Consider the following 15,913-nt stretch of genomic DNA (forward strand, 5'->3'; position numbering starts at 1 on the left):
TAATTTTAAGTATTTTGTCTGTTTGTTAAGAAAGATGCGGGTAATGGATAGCCGCAAGCGGGGAGGGGTTGGGGGTGGGGTGTTAGAGACTTTTGCAAGAGGTCTATTGTAGTACTCTGAATAGTAGTTAAAAGCTTTGGCAAAAATAAGGCATAATTTCACCTTTAACCGAGTCTAACTCTGTATCCAGCGTGAGGTAGTCGGACTTTTATTTAAGGATGTTTACGCAATGCCCTATCTAATATGTAAAATGGTCAGCGTATCAAGCTTTGCTCCAGGCGATCGCTTTATGGCCATTACAAAACGGCGGCTACCAACATTTTTGCAGTTTGGCAAAAGTCTCAATCTTTCCCAAAAACTCATGTTCATCGGGTTAGCCATTACCCTATTTTTCATCTTCCTGGCATTCTTCGCTCCCGTATTGCAGGCTTGGGGATGGCTGCAAAACCCGAAAGATTTCCTCTCTAATCCAATTCACGAGCCACCCTCAGCTAAACATTGGTTTGGTACTAGTCGTCTGGGCTATGATGTGTTCTCTCGGACAATCTTCGGCGCTCAAGCTGCTTTGCAGGTGGTGATTTTGGCAACGGCGCTGAGTATGATTATCGGTGTGCCTTTGGGGATGCTGAGTGGTTATCTCGGCGGGAAGTTGGATAAGGTGCTGCTATTTATTATGGATAGCATCTACACTCTACCGGGCCTACTGCTGTCTGTGACACTGGCCTTTGTGGTGGGGCGTGGGATATTAAATGCAGCGATCGCTATTAGCATTGCCTACATCCCTCAATATTACCGCGTTGTTCGCAACCACACCGTGAGCGTGAAAACCGAAGTGTTCATCGAAGCTGCTCAAGCAATGGGTGCTTCCACTTGGGTTGTGCTTTCTCGTTATCTCTTTTTCAACGTCATTCAAAGCGTACCCGTCCTATTTACACTCAATGCCGCTGATGCGATTTTGGTGTTGGGCGGTTTGGGCTTTTTGGGGCTAGGACTTCCCGAAGAAGTGGCAGAATGGGGGCATGATTTAAAACAAGCCTTAGAAGCTCTACCTACTGGCATTTGGTGGACTACGCTTTTCCCTGGTTTAACGATGACATTCATGGTGGTAGGGTTATCACTACTTGGTGAGGGGTTAAATGAATTTGTCAATCCCCGTTTACGGAGAGAAAATAGAATCCGACAGTAATCACTGGTCATTAGTTTTGACAAATGACTAATGACAAATAACAATACAGAGATTTGTATGAAAGATAATCTAACGTTAATTGCTGCCGCTACTGGCGGGTTTATCCTTTCCGTTGCTCTTGCTGGTATCTTAAGAGGTGCGCCAATTACGGCTTGGCAGGAACAATCGAGTTTTCGTACCACGACTATTGCTAATTTACAGAGAGCAGAGTTGAAAGCCGCGCATCTTAAAATCGGTGATGAAAACAACTTGCACTCAATAGAATAAAAATTTGAGTATTTTTTCGCGCCAAGATGCTAATAAGTATAGATTTACAGAAAATAATGGCGAATTGAGGGGTGAAATTGAAACGCAGAGGAGCGCAGAGGTAAGCGCCAAGGGTACGCAAAGGTTTGCTAGGTGGCTATGGTTTGGTCTGAGGATTTTAAAGTGGTGAGTTCTCAAGTAATTGGCATTGATGTCGGAGGAACAGCAATTAAGCTGGGGCGTTTTGCAGATGATGGTACTTGTCTGCAATCTTTGACTGTGGTATCTCCTCAACCAACAACGCCGGAAGCTGTGTTAGCAGTGCTGGTAGATGCGATCGCTCAAATCGATCCAGATAATCAAGCTGTTGCCATTGGTGTTGGTACTCCTGGCCCATCCGATGCCGCAGGACGGATTGCTAAAATCGCCATTAACTTACCTGGATGGATCGATGTGCCTTTAGCAGACTGGTTAGAAGCTAAAACTGGCAAACCAACTGCGATCGCTAACGATGCTAATTGCGCTCTTTTGGGAGAAGCTTGGCTGGGAGCCGGTCGCCACTTTCAAAATCTGATTCTGCTAACTTTAGGTACTGGGGTTGGTGGCGCAATTATCCTTGATGGCAAACTATTTATTGGACATCAGGGAGCCGCTGGGGAATTGGGTTTAATTTCCTTAAATCCTGATGGGCCAATTTGTAATAGTGGCAATCGAGGCTCTTTGGAACAATATGCCTGTGCTACTGCAATTCGCCGCCGCACTCTTAAGGAACCCATCGAATTGGGTTTTCTTGCCCAACAAGGAGATGCCGCAGCATTGACTTTTTGGCAAGAATATGGTTTTAATTTGGGAATTGGTTTGACGAGTTTGATTTATGTACTCACGCCACAAGCGATCGTCATTGGTGGCGGTATCAGTGGTAGCTTTGAGTTTTTCTTACCAAGTGTGAAGGCAGAAATCGAGAAGCGGGTGCAGCCTTTATCACGAGAGGGTTTACAAATATTGCCAGCGGAGTTAGGCAATTTTGCAGGAATAGTAGGTGCAGCAAAGTTGGCATGGCAAAACTATTCAAGATTTTAAATTATGGTTCAAACAACCCCAGCTAGAAACATCTGTCTTTACAAATTAGAAGAAAAATTAAGCTCTAACTAAGAGATAATTTAATTAGTTTTACATTATGTAACATAGTTTAATTTTATTCTTGCCCACTTACTTAGCAATTCTGACTGATTCTACAAAAAAGATGATTCAATAGCTAGGCTAATTGAGCAGAAATTCCCACAAAGCATTTTTGAAGATTGGGAAGGTAGTAAATCTGTTTTTCAACTTTCTTGTTAGCTTGTTCTGCTACACAGGGATTTCAAGACAAAGAATATCCTGTTGCTTTTTGAACGTATTTCACAACTTTTTCATAAGATTCAGGATTACTCACAGGGTTGATGATAATAGGAATAGTGCCATCTGGCAACCAAAAAGTTATCCTGCCGTTCGGTTCATGACAAAAGGAACTGATGCAGTTGAGATTAACGACATATTCATTTTTTTCGTAAATTATTTTTACCCAGTGGGCACGATCTAATTCTAATCCTGTCACACATTCTAAATAATCGAGAATTTTTTGATAATCTTCCAGGTTATTTTGTGGGTTAATTACTATGGGAATGGCGCTATCGGGTAGCCAAAAAGTAACTCTGCCATTCAGTTCATAACAAAAAGCATGGACACGTTCAAAATTTACTACATATTCTTTCCTCTCGTAAAGGATTTTCACCCAGTACGCCACAACATCTCCTCAAGTCCGAAATTTACGAATGATGCACCCTGAATGTCCAAATCTACTGAAGCCTTAAGTTAATGTTGTAATTAATTTTGTTAGTGTAGCGTTAGCGAGTCCTCTCCCTTGGCGCTAGCTTCTCCCTTTGGGAGAAGGGGAGACGCTAAGAGCGTTAGCGAGTCATCGAACGTCACGAGCGTCATTTTGAATTGTTATGACACCTCCAATGGTGTTGGTGTACTAGATGTCGAAAGGGAAAGAGCGATCGCTGTTTGAATAAACCCTTTAAATAAGGGATGAGGTGTACTGGGGCGTGATTGAAATTCTGGATGAAATTGGCAAGCAAGAAAGAATGGGTGCTTGGTTAATTCCACAATTTCAACTAAACGTCCATCGGGAGAAGTACCACTAATTACATAACCAGACTTTAACAACAAATCGCGGTAAGCATTGTTGAACTCATAGCGATGTCGATGCCGTTCATAAATCACATCTTCTTGATAGAGCTTAAAAGCTAAGGTATCAGGGAGAACACGACAAGGGTATAGTCCCAAGCGCATTGTACCCCCTAAATCCACAACTTCCTGCTGTTCTGGCAATAAATTAATTACCGGATCGGTTGTGTAAGGGTCAAATTCGGCACTATTAGCACCTGTTAATCCCCTTACGTTTCTGGCCCACTCAATCACAGAACATTGCATTCCCAGGCATAAACCCAAAAAGGGAATTTGGCGATCGCGGGCGTATTTAATGGCGGCAATTTTACCATCGACTCCCCGAACCCCGAAACCTCCTGGTACAACTATGCCATCGACACCTTCAAGATAATTTTCGGCTGATTCCGTTTCCAAATTTTCTGAATTTATCCAACGCAGGCGCAGTTTGCCATAGGTGGAGATTGCAGCATGGTTTAGTGCTTCGACTACAGATAGATAGGCATCACTTAACTGCACATATTTCCCAACAATGGCAATTTCTACCTCGTGCTTGGGACTATGTAAACGTTGTACCAGGGTTTGCCACTGCGTCAAATCTGGTTTACGTTGTTCCATTTGCAGCAAGTTCAGCACTTGTTCTGCCATTCCTTCCCGTTCTAGATTCAGCGGTACTTCATAGATACTTTTGGCATCTTGGGAAGTAATGACGCATTCTTCTGGTACATCGCAAAATCCCGACAATTTCTGCTTTAATCCCTTGGGTAAAGGGCGATCGCTGCGACAAACTAAAATATCTGGTTGAATACCAATGGATCTCAGTTCCTTAACTGAATGCTGTGTTGGCTTAGTTTTCATTTCACCCGCAGAGGCAATCCACGGCACCAGTGTTACGTGCATATACAGCACATTCTGGCGTCCCACCTCTTTACGAAACTGGCGAATTGCTTCCAAAAACGGCAGTGATTCAATATCTCCCACCGTCCCGCCGATTTCTGTAATTACTACAGAAGGGTTTGTACTTTTAGCAACTCGCAGAATCCGCTCTTTAATTTCATTGGTAATATGAGGAATTACCTGTACAGTACCGCCATTGTAATCTCCGCGCCGCTCTTTATTAATGACTGCCTGGTAAATCGAGCCAGTAGTCACACAATTTAAGCGCGACATTGAGGTATCGGTAAAGCGTTCGTAATGCCCCAAGTCTAAATCTGTCTCCGCCCCATCCTGGGTAACGAATACTTCCCCATGCTGAAAGGGACTCATCGTGCCAGGATCGATATTAATATAAGGGTCGAGTTTGAGAATCGACACCGAATATTCGCGCGACTTGAGCAAACGCCCTAGACTTGCTGCTACAATGCCCTTACCAATACTGGAAACTACGCCTCCAGTAACAAAGATAAACTTAGTCATAGTAGTTTGAATTTCTAACAACTTCTAAAAATACATCCCGTCATTGTGCCACAGTTATTGTGGTGTCATCTTCTGTGATTTGCTGTGAAAAACCTCTTAGGATTAGTAATATTAGGCTGTATTCTCACCTCCTCGGTAGCATTGGCAGAGCCGTCTCTTATAGTTGTTTTTCCCCAGACAAACTACCAGACAAGTGCCCAAAAAATCTTCTTTCTGGGCACTGCACCACCAGATGGTCAGGTTTTGATCAATAGTAAGCCAATTACCCGCAGCAAAGCTGGTCATTTTTCTCCTAGTTTCCCTTTGCAGTTGGGGGAGAATCTTTTTACTGTGCGTTACCACAATCAAGAACTTAAAATTAAGGTGATCGGGCTTAACGCTAGCCCTGAACTACCACAGGGGGTAGGCTTTGCGAAAGATTCCCTGACTCCCGCTGTTGACATTGCCAGATTACCAGGAGAAGTAATTTGTTTTAGTGCGTTAGCGAAGCTTCCCGAAGGGGTCGCACCCCCTAACGCTAATGTCTCTGTAATCCTGGCTAATCAAACTATTGCCCTTTTACCACAACCTCAACAAGCACAACTACCAAGTAATTTGGCAGCTTTGACAGGTCAAAATCAGCCTCATGCCCAGTCTAGCGTAGGCAACTATCAAGGTTGCACCACAATGGCAACAGCCGCCGATCTGGGAAAACCTCAATTTCAACTGACGCTTGACGGCAAGACGATAACTCAACCAGGATCTGGTAAGATTGAAATCCTCTCAAGAGCGCAGCTGCCAGTTTCTGAGGTTACAGTAGAGTCAGGCGTTGCTCGTACTGGCCCTAGCACCGATTATTCCCGACTCACACCACTGCCCAAAGGCACACGCGCAACAGTTACAGGTAGGGAAGGTGAATGGTTGCGCCTAGATTATGGCGCTTGGATTAATAGTAAAGAAACCCGCATTCTACCTGGTGCAGTTCCGCCACAAACAATAATTCGCAGTGTCGGATACCGTCAACTCCCTAGTGCGACAGAGATAGTTTTCCCTTTGCAAGTTCCCGTACCCGTGAGCGTACAACAAAGTGAGCAAACTCTCGCTCTCACTCTCTACAATACCACTGCCCAAACAGACATAATTCGCCTGGATGATAACCCCCTAATTAATCGCCTAGACTGGCAACAGGAAGCTCCAGGACAAGTAAAATACACCTTTAACCTCAAAAAAGCTCAACAGTGGGGATACAAGCTGAGATACGACGGTACAACCCTGGTTTTGGCTTTGCGTCATCCGCCTAAAATCGGGAACACAAGACGCAAGCCTTTAGCTAATTTCAAGATTGTACTAGATCCAGGGCATGGCGGTAAAGAATCTGGTGCCAGTGGCCCAACTGGATATTTAGAAAAAGATGTGAATTTGGTGGTATCTAAGTTGCTGCGCGACGAGTTGGTGAAGCGAGGAGCAACGGTGGTGATGACGCGGGAGGACGACAAAGAAGTTTCGCTAGTAGAACGTCAGGCAATTATCAGTCAAGAAGAACCTGCGATCGCTATTTCCATACACCACAACTCTCTACCAGATGATGGCGATGCCGACAAAATCAAGGGATTCGGAGCATTTTGGTATCAACCCCAAGCCCACAGCCTGGCAATATTTTTACAGACCTATGTTGTTAAAAAACTCGGCAAACCTTCTTATGGTGTGTTCTGGGACAACCTAGCACTGACACGCCCAGCAGTTGCGCCATCGGTGTTACTGGAATTGGGTTTTATGAGCAATCCCGATGAATTTGAGCAGGTAGCGAACCCAGAAGAACAGAAGAAAATGGCAAAAGCGATCGCTCAGGGAATTACTGAGTGGTTTAGGAGTGTTAAATAAATTTGGAGGTAGCTGGCATCAGTGCTGTTCTCTTACACGCTAAAGGATCTTGAAAAAGCCAAGCTGGAAGATGAATTGATGGAGGTAATTTGCAATGCCGAAGAAGAAATCAGCGATTCTTGAAGCCGTTCACGAAACGGCTACGGGGCTAAACAAGGCTGGACTGATGGATCAGACTACACTGCGTGAATTTGACAGTCTGTGCTTGTCTCCAATTGAACCGTTAGAACCTGAGCAAATTAAATAAATACGCGAATCATTTCATGTCAGTCAGGCAGTATTTGCGATTTTAAATACAAGTCTATCAACGGTTCAAAAGTGGGAAATCGGTCAGAAGCGTGCCACTGGCACTGCTCTTAAGCTGTTGCACCTAGTTAAAAAACGGGGATTGAATAGCGTGATTGATTAGCGATCGACCACGGGGTGATCGCTATTTTTTGGCTAGTTCCTACTCAATGTTGCGATCAATCTTTGTTCAAGTTTTTTGACTTTTATAGTGTATATTCATCGGCAAGATTGGGGATTAGTATTAGTTGAAAAATGGCTTGTTTTGGGTTTGCTATTAGATATTGTGAAATTCTGAAGCGTTTTTTAAGTCCTCCATTGCACCTTGGTAATCTTTCAGGGCAGCACGAATGCTACTTCGTTTGTTATAAGCTTGAGAATTGTTAGGATTGATACGCAGTAATTGATTTAAATCTTCAAGTGCTTGTTGATAGTTTCCTAGATTGTAATGAACACTACCTCGGTTATAGTAAACTTCGGTAAAAGCAGGATTGATTTTCAAAACTTGGTTATAGTCCTTAAGTGCTTTGATATAGTCACTTAAGTTCTCATACACAAGTCCACGGTAGTAGTATGTTAGAGTATCTTCACAATTAATTTGCACGGCTTGCGAATAATCTTCAAGCGCTTCTTGGTAATTTGCCAGGTAATAATGTGCAAGCCCCCGCCGACTGTAAGCTTCAGCAAAGTCGGGATAGATTCGTAAAGTGTAATTGTAATCCTCAATTGCTCTATGTAAGTCTTTTAAGCGATAAAAGGCAACTCCTCGGTAAAAATAAGCTTCAGCAAGGTCAGGCTTAATTTTCAATGCTTGGCTGTAATTACCAATGGCTTCCTGCATCTCTCCCAGATTGCTACGGACAAAACCACGGTAGAAGTAAGCTAAGGCTTCATTGGGATTAAAGAATATTATTTCGCTGTAATCCTCAATTGCTTTTAGATTATCTCCCAAGCTGTAGTGAACATGACCCATCTGGTAATAAGCATCTATATATTGAGGATTTACTTTAATAGCTTGAGTAAAATCTTCAATCGCCCCTTTCTGAAATTCTCCCTCAGTCTTGGCTAGCCCTCTTTGGTAGTGTAACTGGGCATTATTGGGGTTAAGCTTCAGTGCTTGGGTAAAGTTCTCAATTGCTCCCAAAAAATCCTGATTTCGATGACATATCAGCCCTTTTTCAACGTAATTAGTAGCATTATTTGTCTTTCGTGTATAATTCTGGTTCCCTTGAGATTGTTGCTCATATTTCTTCTGTTGCGAATCATGCGGTTGGTAGCCACGAATATACTCTTTAAGAATACTATTACGGTTAGGGTGGCGTAACTTTCGGAGTGCTTTCGCCTCAATTTGGCGAATCCGTTCGCGGGTGGCTTTAAAAATCTGACCAATTTCCTCAAGGGTTTTCATGCGTCCATCATCCAAGCCGTAACGCAGTTTTATAACATCACATTCACGGGGGCTAAGACTGTTGAGAACTTTTTCTAAGTCTTCCCGCAGCGTATTTTTATAAACTAGTTCTTCTGGGCTTTCATCATCGGATTCAATAAAATTGCCCAATCGAGAATCTTCTTCTTTCCCAATGGGCGTTTCTAGTGAAATGGGTAGCTGGGCGGATTTAGCAATAAACCGCAACTTCTCAATAGTCATTTCCATGTAAAAGGCAATTTCTTTCTCAGTGGGATTACGACCCATTTCTTGAGATAGTAGCTTGGTAGTTTTCTTAATCCGAGACATGGTTTCGTAAAGGTGAACTGGAAGGCGAATAGTGCGGGATTGGTCAGCTATAGCCCTAGTAATTGCCTGACGAATCCACCATGTAGCATAAGTAGAAAACTTGTAACCTTTTTCGTGGTCAAACTTTTCTGCGGCGCGAATTAAACCAAGACTACCTTCCTGAACTAAGTCTTGGAAACACAAGCCGCGATACATATATTTCTTAGCAATTGAAACCACAAGGCGCAAGTTAGATATCACTATCTTATCTTTTGCCCTGCGACCAACATGCAGCCGATACAGCGCTTCCGGCTATTATGCAATATAGTTTTCTCCTTGCCCCTCTCCTATCATTGCTTTCAGCTTTTAGGATGTACCTCATAGCTGCCGAAACTGCTGTAACGAAAAGCTGGTAATGGGAGTTGTAAAGCTTTTGCCCATTCACTATCGCAAGGATCGCGATCCAACTGCTCACAGAGTCTTTCCCGCACCCTCTCTAATTCCAGCAAATCGGCTATTTTCCGCGCCAATTCAATTTCTTCATCTGCCCGCAACAGCCGAATTCTACCAATTTCTTGCAAGTAAAGCCGAATTGAATCTTCGGTATAGTACTTTTTCTGAGTTTGCTTCCAATGATGGAAGTTCGTACTCCTAGCAGAGTAACCGTCTTCTTCATCTAACGGAATTTCTAAAAATTCATCTTCGCCTTCATTGATGATCAGCAAGTCCTCTTCTTCATCAATTAAGAGTTCTTCTAACTCTATCTCAGGCTGATTTATTATTTCTAGGTCAGGCTGAAATATGCTTTCGAGTACGTTAATACCAATAATAGGAAAGCAATTAATAGGAAATTTATAACGGGGCAACTTGATTATTTTACAGACAGGGCGAGGGTTTTTTGAGTCATCTATTTTGTACGTTTTTTCTTTTTCTACAGAGATGTGTTTGGATATTGAAAATGATGCTTTGTCCACAGGTGTCTGATTAGTTCCACCAAAAACACACATCAGCGATCGCCATTGTTCATCGGTTAAATTTCTTTGTCTACTTTGAACACTCTGAGTAAAATTATGTTTTAGAGTATAAGGTTTCAAATCTTCTGTAGTCAGTACAACACCTTGAATATTTGGCAAATTATGAAATCCTTTATTTTGCCACTGTTCTTGGCTAATAAAGGGAATACCAACTCTAAAGTTTAAGTTTAATGAGGCGCAAAAATCTAGCTGTTTACGCAAATGGTTTTTAAGCGCAAACATCTGGTATTGTGCTTGGTTAACTGGTTTTATACGGTCTTCATACCAGTTTTTCATTTTCCATTCAGCACCCTTAATAGCTTCTATATCATTGATGTAGCATCCTTTACATTCAATCACCCATAGTCCTAACTGACGATGGACAATAAGAATATCAATCTCCCGCTCAAGATTTCCATATCTGTCAAATAGCTGATAACAATGAAATGCCTCACCAGAATCATCCCTGAAGGCAGATTTTACTTGTTGCCAAACTTCTTTCTCAGCTTTGTTGTTGGCATCAAAAATATTGTCTGGATAGAATTCCATAAAATCTCTAATTTAATAAATCGTTACCAAATTTAATTATTGGGACGGATATCATCTGTACCAAATGTTGTAGTCAGTAACGGCTATTATTAGAGTTCCCAGAACTGAAGTTGTTATTAAGGTCACTTGCTAGCAAGTTTCAACTCCGATGAGGCCATGATCATCTTAATCTGTCACATTTTGGCGCGATCGCTCTCCAACAGAATAAAGCATTACTCTTTAACCTCTGTATCTTCTGCTCTACAATGAAGTGAAGAATCTAGCAGCTTAAACAGAGAAGAAAATTCTTAATAAACTCAAAAATGCTTATCTAAACCAGCTTGTTTCAATACTCCATTTGCAGTATGACGTGATTTTATTTTACTATCAACTACAAAGTTATTATCTGTAATTGGGCTATACCAAATTTCATGATCTCCTTTCCCTTGCCTTTTAAAATAACATCCGGCTTCTGTTAAAAGCTTTTTAACTTCAGGAGTAAAGGAAACACTCATTAGCCAGCCACTTTGATTGATTCATGACGATGGGTTGTTAAGTATAAATCAATGTAATCTTTGTTGCCAGATTCAACTCTATTTAATTCAATAAGTTCTGGAATCATAGCTTTGAGTTTTTCTGTTAACACCTCAATAGTAGAAGCTTCTGTAACCAACCCAGGTAGATTATCACTGCTAGCTACCCACACATCAACCTCAGAATCCCAAAAAGCGCTTACTTTGACAATAAAAGTATTCATAATTCGCTTTTTTAGCTATTGCACGTATGTAAACAATTTTAATTCAGAACTTTGAAAATTTTGCAATCTTGACTTGTTATCAGATGCGTAGGCGTAGCCTGTCGTAGACATCGCTGATTTGCCTACTAACTAATGAAAAGCTAGTTGAAGTCTGTGGTAAGCTTTTACCTGTAATTACTAAGTTTTTCGGCTTACTATAACTTAGTAAATATTACTCTACATCTGGATCAATACCCATTGCTCTGAGCCGTTCTGCTAATTGTGCAGCTTTTCGTTCAGCTTGCTCGGCTCTTTGCCTTTGCAAATCAGCTTCTTCTTGACCAATCAGTAACAGATTTCCCTCTAAATCCCACCAACGCAACCAAAATTGCTCAGGATTATTCAAGTAGCTTCCCTGCCATAACCCTAGTTCCACTCCTAAAGGAGGAATTGGGTAGTGACCTCGCTCATTAGGCTGCATTTTGTGGTAAGAAAAATCTACCAGGTGATAAACTTCTAGTTTGTCATTACTAATTTCATAAATCGCATAGTAGGGAATTCGGATTATTCGCTCATATACCCAAAATTTACCCGGTTTTGCGCCTTCCCGACTACCAGCTAGAGGTAAAGGAGTGACATCTCGTTCTTCATCGCCATTACCACTAGCTAATTCTATGGCAATCAATGGGGGTATGTATTCTCGCCACAAAACATAAGAGCGGCGGTTTTTGCCATCTAGCCTTGGTGGTACACCAGGGACATAAAACCAATCCGGTGCTGCTGCCCCTTTTTCTGGTGGTTCAGTTTCTCGCCAGTAAATACCACAATCTTGACCAATGCAATACTGTCCATCTGGATGTAAGCGTTGCAAAACTTGAGAAATTGAGTCTGTCAAGATGACGGTTTGGGGATGCTCTTGAAAATTTTTCACAAACGTACCATCAGACTCTGGTAGTTGAGTGTGATCGGGAAACTGAGGCGGTATGGCAACATCAGCAAGTGTTTCACTCATACTTTGACAAGTATTGCAGCTATTTATTTAGTGCTTTAGGCTTCCCATAAGGTGTTAATAACTAGTATAACACCTTGCTCTGTCTTGATTTCAGTGCTTTTACCCTGCCAGAACCGCTTTGATCGCGGGTAGAAATATATGAAATCTGATATTTTGAAACTGTATGTATTTTAAGTTAGGCGGCATAGTAGGAGCGATCGCTATTTTATTAAGTAATGGTAGTGCGATCGCCGGGGGTGTTGGCGCAGCCATCGCTGAAGATGCACAAAGATATATCACTGTAGGGCATGATAAATTAGGAAACAGTGTAGCTCTGGATACGGAAACTATAAAAGGCACTACATACAAGCTTTACGGAATGTATGGCGATGGCATCTTCGAGACTACGTTCCATGCTTCGTGCAAAGAATCGCGGCTTTTTCGGAATCGCATTGCCATTTATGGTTCGGAGGGACAGCTACTTCAAGAGGATGGAGAAAAAGGAGAAATACCTTTTGTAGCTAATTCTTCACCAGGCAAAGGAATGCAAATTGTTTGTCAAAAGATTGGTGCTAGTGGTTGGTAGTTGCTCAATATTTTATAAGTAGGGAATGGGGAATAAGCAATGCCCAATCCCCAATCCCCAATTCCCAGCTAAAAAATACTAAGGGCAAAACAACGTGTCACGCGTATCTCGTCCTGTAATCGGATTAGTCCCTTTGGCAAGTTTGCACAATTTTTTTTGCTCATCGGGACGCAGCAGCGTATCGGTAAAATCTGCCCCGTCAATGACTGCACCATCAAATCTGGCGTTAGCAGCAAAAGCACCCTCCAGCAGTGCATTTGTTAAATTTGCTCTGACTAAACGAGCCGAGTCTAAAGTAGCATTTCTTAAATCAGAACCTTCCAAATTCGCAGACTCTAAATTTGCTGCAAAAAAACTGACACCGTTCAAATTAGCGTGACTGAAGTTGCTCTGGCGAAGATTAGCTTTAGTAAAGCTAGAGTCTGTTAAATCACGTCCTGAAAAATCAGCCTCGACCAAAATTTCCTTATTATATTCGAGTGCCAAAGCTGTTGGAGCAAAACCGACCGTTGCGGTGATGGCAATTATTCCCCAGAGGAATAAGCTGAGTATGCTTGCCCAAATGTGATGGTCTGTTTTATACTTCAACCTCAACTTTGTTCGGGATAAGTCGAGTGTAGAACACGTTGTGCGTAGGCGTAGCCCGCCGCAGGCATCGCTTAACCTAAAATTCACAGAATTCATCATATTTTTAGTCAATGGCTAACCTTCCTCCATCTCATTATCCAGATATTGGTCATTTAGGAGAAGACCTAGTAGCCCAATGGTTGCAATCTACTGGTTGGATAATTCTCCATCGTCGCTTCTCTTGCCGCTGGGGAGAAATCGATATTATTGCTGAATATGATAAAGGAGCAGTAGGAGAACTCAGCACTCAGGACTTATTATTGGCATTTGTTGAAGTCAAAACCCGTAGTTCAGGTAGTTGGGATGCAGGGGGAAGAAGCGCAATCACTCCACAAAAGCAGGCAAAAATCTGGCGTACAGCTGAAATATTCTTAGCCCAGTATCCTGAGAAGGCAGATTATTCTTGTCGATTTGATGTTGCTATTGTCTACTGTCAAAGGATGTCAAAAAATCTGACTGGGGTTACAGCAAACCAGGAAGCTCTAGCTACTTCATCAGTACCCGGATACAAGTTTAAGCTGCAAGAATACATTCTGGCAGCTTTTGACTCTTCAATTGATAATGGTTAATTGGTAATTGATAAAATATCTTAATTACCAATGACCAATAATTTTGTAGTGGCGTTACAACCAAATAGTTTCACGCCAGAGTTTCTGGACAGTAACCTAAGCCCCGGACAAACTGCTGCCGGAACGCTTCAATTTCGTCTCTTTCTGGGCTACCATGAGAAACGATCGCTACTTGATAGCGACGCATCACATCCACAGGGCACTGTCCAGCTTCCAAACTCCAAAGTGCCATTTGCACCCTCATTGGCGGTTCGTAGCTAATTCCTAATTCATTTAGAAAAGCCCGAAAGTCGCCATCTTCTTGGGGCGAGACTTGACCTTTGAGTTTGATCCTAACCACCCAGCCATCAATTTGATGAATTACGGTGACGAACGAAACTGGTGTCTGGGGTCTAGCGTGGAGGTGTTGAACGACCCTCAGGGTTAGACTGGCATTTGCCAGATAGTACAAGTATTCCATGTTTGTTGGTGCTTGGGATCAAAGCCAATCCTACATATCTATATTCGTCAATCAGTGCCTGTTCCCGGTAGGGTAAAAGCCCCCGTTTTTAGATGGGGAGGTTTACCCAATTTTTATGTTAATTTTTCCGTGTTACTTAATAGTAACAATCTTATAGCCTAGCGACAAAACTGAGCGAAGATGCCTTAAAGTTCCTTTAGAAGGGAAAACTTAACTTAGCCTTTTTAAGAGAGTATAAATACTAAATAAACCAAAAACTAGTACAAGTCAATTTGAAAGATACATCTCGTCCACAAGCAAAAGATTTGGAATTAGATTGCTCGGTAGCTGGCTATGACTACACACTACCTCCAGAACTCATTGCCCAAAACCCAGCAGTTCCTAGAGATAGTTCGCGGTTACTGGTAGTTGATTCTCCGACTACAGGCATCGAAACAGCACCTCTACACCATATTTTCCATGATTTGCCTGCACTGCTGCGCTCTGGTGATTTGTTGGTTATGAACAATACAAGAGTCATTCCAGCGCGGCTTTATGGTCATAAATCCACTGGTGCGAAAATCCAGGTGTTGCTGTTGGAAGAACGGCAGCATAACTGTTGGTTAGCTTTAGTTAAGCCAGGAAAAAGCTTCAAACGGGGAGCAAAGATTATCTTTGAACCAAGAGAAGCGGGTATTGGGCATTTAAAAGAGGCAGAGGGGCAGGGTGCGGGGGGCAGAGGGGAAAATTCTCCCTTACTTCCTGCTCCTAGCCCTCAGCTAACGGCTACGGTTCTAGAAACAGACGCAGCAACTGGGGGGCGTTGGTTGCAATTTGATGTACCAGAGGGAAAAACTTTGGTGGAACTATTAGAGGTATTTGGTGAAGTACCGTTACCACCTTACATCACTACCTCAGAAGCTGCTGATGAGCAGTATCAGACAGTTTATGCTAAACAACCAGGAGCGATCGCAGCTCCAACGGCAGGATTACACTTTACCCCAGAATTATTAGAAAAGTTGTGCGATCGCCAAATCGATCGAGCTTTTGTGACGCTACACGTTGGTGTCGGCACTTTTCGCCCTGTGGAAGTGGAGGATGTAACTACCCATCAGATGCATGAAGAATGGATTGAAGTTCCCGCCGCTACAGTAGAGCAAATCCGCGCCACGAAAGCTGCTGGTGGTCGAATTATTGCTGTGGGAACAACGGCAGTAAGGGCTTTAGAAGGGGCGGCTCAATCGGGTAATTTACAACCATTTTGCGGAAAAACAGACTTGTTTATTTATCCCGGCTATCAATGGCGGGTGGTAGATGGTTTGATTACGAATTTTCACTTACCGCGTTCTAGTTTGTTGATGTTGGTAAGTGCCCTAATTGGCAGACAAAGATTATTGAATATATACAACGAAGCGATCGCTTTTGGATATCGCTTTTATTCATTCGGTGATGCCATGCTAATTTTGCCGTCAGCTGTGGGAGTGGGGAGTGGGGAGAGACGCGATTAAT

The 15,913-nt window shown here is 42.5% G+C and carries 16 protein-coding genes and 2 pseudogenes; 8 read left to right on the plus strand and 10 right to left on the minus strand.

The window, feature by feature from the left end:
• The first annotated feature begins 289 nt into the window (after positions 1 to 289).
• The 3 genes from ACM0OX_RS12610 (at position 290) to ACM0OX_RS12620 (ending at position 2,512) form a co-directional block, all read left to right on the plus strand.
• Positions 290 to 1,186, plus strand: coding sequence for an ABC transporter permease (locus tag ACM0OX_RS12610; protein ID WP_414515261.1), 897 nt, complete (start codon positions 290 to 292; stop codon positions 1,184 to 1,186).
• A 57-nt stretch (positions 1,187 to 1,243) separates the two neighbouring features.
• On the plus strand, positions 1,244 to 1,453 hold the full coding sequence (locus ACM0OX_RS12615) for a hypothetical protein (protein WP_414515263.1): 210 nt from the start codon (positions 1,244 to 1,246) through the stop codon (positions 1,451 to 1,453).
• Between the two features lie 138 nt (positions 1,454 to 1,591).
• Positions 1,592 to 2,512: an ROK family protein gene (locus ACM0OX_RS12620; RefSeq protein WP_414515202.1), complete on the plus strand. Its 921-nt coding sequence runs from the start codon at positions 1,592 to 1,594 to the stop codon at positions 2,510 to 2,512.
• A 280-nt stretch (positions 2,513 to 2,792) separates the two neighbouring features.
• On the opposite strand, the gene ACM0OX_RS12625 is transcribed toward ACM0OX_RS12620, so the two are convergent.
• Both ACM0OX_RS12625 and ACM0OX_RS12630 read right to left on the minus strand, forming a co-directional pair.
• Complete coding sequence (locus ACM0OX_RS12625; RefSeq protein ID WP_414515203.1) at positions 2,793 to 3,215, minus strand: hypothetical protein; 423 nt, start codon at positions 3,213 to 3,215, stop codon at positions 2,793 to 2,795.
• Positions 3,216 to 3,418: 203 nt separating this feature from the next.
• On the minus strand, positions 3,419 to 5,056 hold the full coding sequence (locus ACM0OX_RS12630; RefSeq protein WP_414515204.1) for a CTP synthase: 1,638 nt from the start codon (positions 5,054 to 5,056) through the stop codon (positions 3,419 to 3,421).
• 84 nt (positions 5,057 to 5,140) lie between these two features.
• On the opposite strand from ACM0OX_RS12630, the gene ACM0OX_RS12635 reads away from it, so the two are divergent.
• Together ACM0OX_RS12635 and ACM0OX_RS12640 are read left to right on the plus strand one after the other, a co-directional pair.
• Positions 5,141 to 6,916: an N-acetylmuramoyl-L-alanine amidase gene (locus ACM0OX_RS12635; protein WP_414515205.1), complete on the plus strand. Its 1,776-nt coding sequence runs from the start codon at positions 5,141 to 5,143 to the stop codon at positions 6,914 to 6,916.
• A 94-nt stretch (positions 6,917 to 7,010) separates the two neighbouring features.
• Positions 7,011 to 7,163, plus strand: a complete 153-nt coding sequence (locus ACM0OX_RS12640; protein WP_414515206.1) for a hypothetical protein — start codon at positions 7,011 to 7,013, stop codon at positions 7,161 to 7,163.
• Positions 7,164 to 7,478: 315 nt separating this feature from the next.
• Here ACM0OX_RS12640 and ACM0OX_RS12645 read toward each other — a convergent pair whose 3' ends face one another.
• From ACM0OX_RS12645 to ACM0OX_RS12670, 6 genes and pseudogenes are all read right to left on the minus strand, one after another.
• Positions 7,479 to 8,501 (minus strand): tetratricopeptide repeat protein, encoded by a 1,023-nt coding sequence (locus ACM0OX_RS12645; protein WP_414515265.1) that lies wholly within the window; start codon positions 8,499 to 8,501, stop codon positions 7,479 to 7,481.
• Positions 8,481 to 9,745 (minus strand): annotated as a pseudogene (rpoD, locus tag ACM0OX_RS12650) (RNA polymerase sigma factor RpoD); the annotation flags it as partial. The gene ACM0OX_RS12645 and the pseudogene rpoD, both read right to left, overlap by 21 nt.
• A gap of 411 nt (positions 9,746 to 10,156) precedes the next feature.
• Positions 10,157 to 10,477 (minus strand): annotated as a pseudogene (locus ACM0OX_RS12655) (nuclease-related domain-containing protein); the annotation flags it as partial.
• Between the two features lie 296 nt (positions 10,478 to 10,773).
• Entirely contained in the window at positions 10,774 to 10,971 is a 198-nt protein-coding gene (locus tag ACM0OX_RS12660) for a type II toxin-antitoxin system HicA family toxin (RefSeq protein WP_229456128.1), read from the minus strand.
• Positions 10,971 to 11,213, minus strand: coding sequence for a DUF1902 domain-containing protein (locus ACM0OX_RS12665; RefSeq protein WP_322718975.1), 243 nt, complete (start codon positions 11,211 to 11,213; stop codon positions 10,971 to 10,973). The genes ACM0OX_RS12660 and ACM0OX_RS12665 overlap by 1 nt, the downstream gene beginning before the upstream one ends.
• Positions 11,214 to 11,424: 211 nt before the next feature.
• On the minus strand, positions 11,425 to 12,204 hold the full coding sequence (locus ACM0OX_RS12670; protein WP_414515209.1) for a Uma2 family endonuclease: 780 nt from the start codon (positions 12,202 to 12,204) through the stop codon (positions 11,425 to 11,427).
• Positions 12,205 to 12,367: 163 nt separating this feature from the next.
• On the opposite strand from ACM0OX_RS12670, the gene ACM0OX_RS12675 reads away from it, so the two are divergent.
• Positions 12,368 to 12,769: a hypothetical protein gene (locus ACM0OX_RS12675; RefSeq protein ID WP_414515210.1), complete on the plus strand. Its 402-nt coding sequence runs from the start codon at positions 12,368 to 12,370 to the stop codon at positions 12,767 to 12,769.
• A 78-nt stretch (positions 12,770 to 12,847) separates the two neighbouring features.
• Here ACM0OX_RS12675 and ACM0OX_RS12680 read toward each other — a convergent pair whose 3' ends face one another.
• Positions 12,848 to 13,444 (minus strand): pentapeptide repeat-containing protein, encoded by a 597-nt coding sequence (locus tag ACM0OX_RS12680; protein ID WP_414515266.1) that lies wholly within the window; start codon positions 13,442 to 13,444, stop codon positions 12,848 to 12,850.
• Between the two features lie 23 nt (positions 13,445 to 13,467).
• On the opposite strand from ACM0OX_RS12680, the gene ACM0OX_RS12685 reads away from it, so the two are divergent.
• The gene (locus tag ACM0OX_RS12685) at positions 13,468 to 13,965 is read left to right on the plus strand and encodes a YraN family protein (RefSeq protein ID WP_414515211.1); all 498 of its coding nucleotides are present in this window, start codon (positions 13,468 to 13,470) and stop codon (positions 13,963 to 13,965) included.
• A 70-nt stretch (positions 13,966 to 14,035) separates the two neighbouring features.
• Here ACM0OX_RS12685 and ACM0OX_RS12690 read toward each other — a convergent pair whose 3' ends face one another.
• Complete coding sequence (locus ACM0OX_RS12690; RefSeq protein WP_012412259.1) at positions 14,036 to 14,425, minus strand: hypothetical protein; 390 nt, start codon at positions 14,423 to 14,425, stop codon at positions 14,036 to 14,038.
• 245 nt (positions 14,426 to 14,670) lie between these two features.
• Between ACM0OX_RS12690 and queA the strand changes: the two genes are divergently transcribed.
• On the plus strand, positions 14,671 to 15,912 hold the full coding sequence (gene queA / locus ACM0OX_RS12695) for a tRNA preQ1(34) S-adenosylmethionine ribosyltransferase-isomerase QueA (RefSeq protein WP_414515268.1): 1,242 nt from the start codon (positions 14,671 to 14,673) through the stop codon (positions 15,910 to 15,912).
• The last annotated feature ends 1 nt before the right edge of the window (position 15,913 follow it).

The organism is Nostoc sp. PCC 9305 (assembly GCF_963920915.1).
GTDB lineage: Bacteria > Cyanobacteriota > Cyanobacteriia > Cyanobacteriales > Nostocaceae > Nostoc.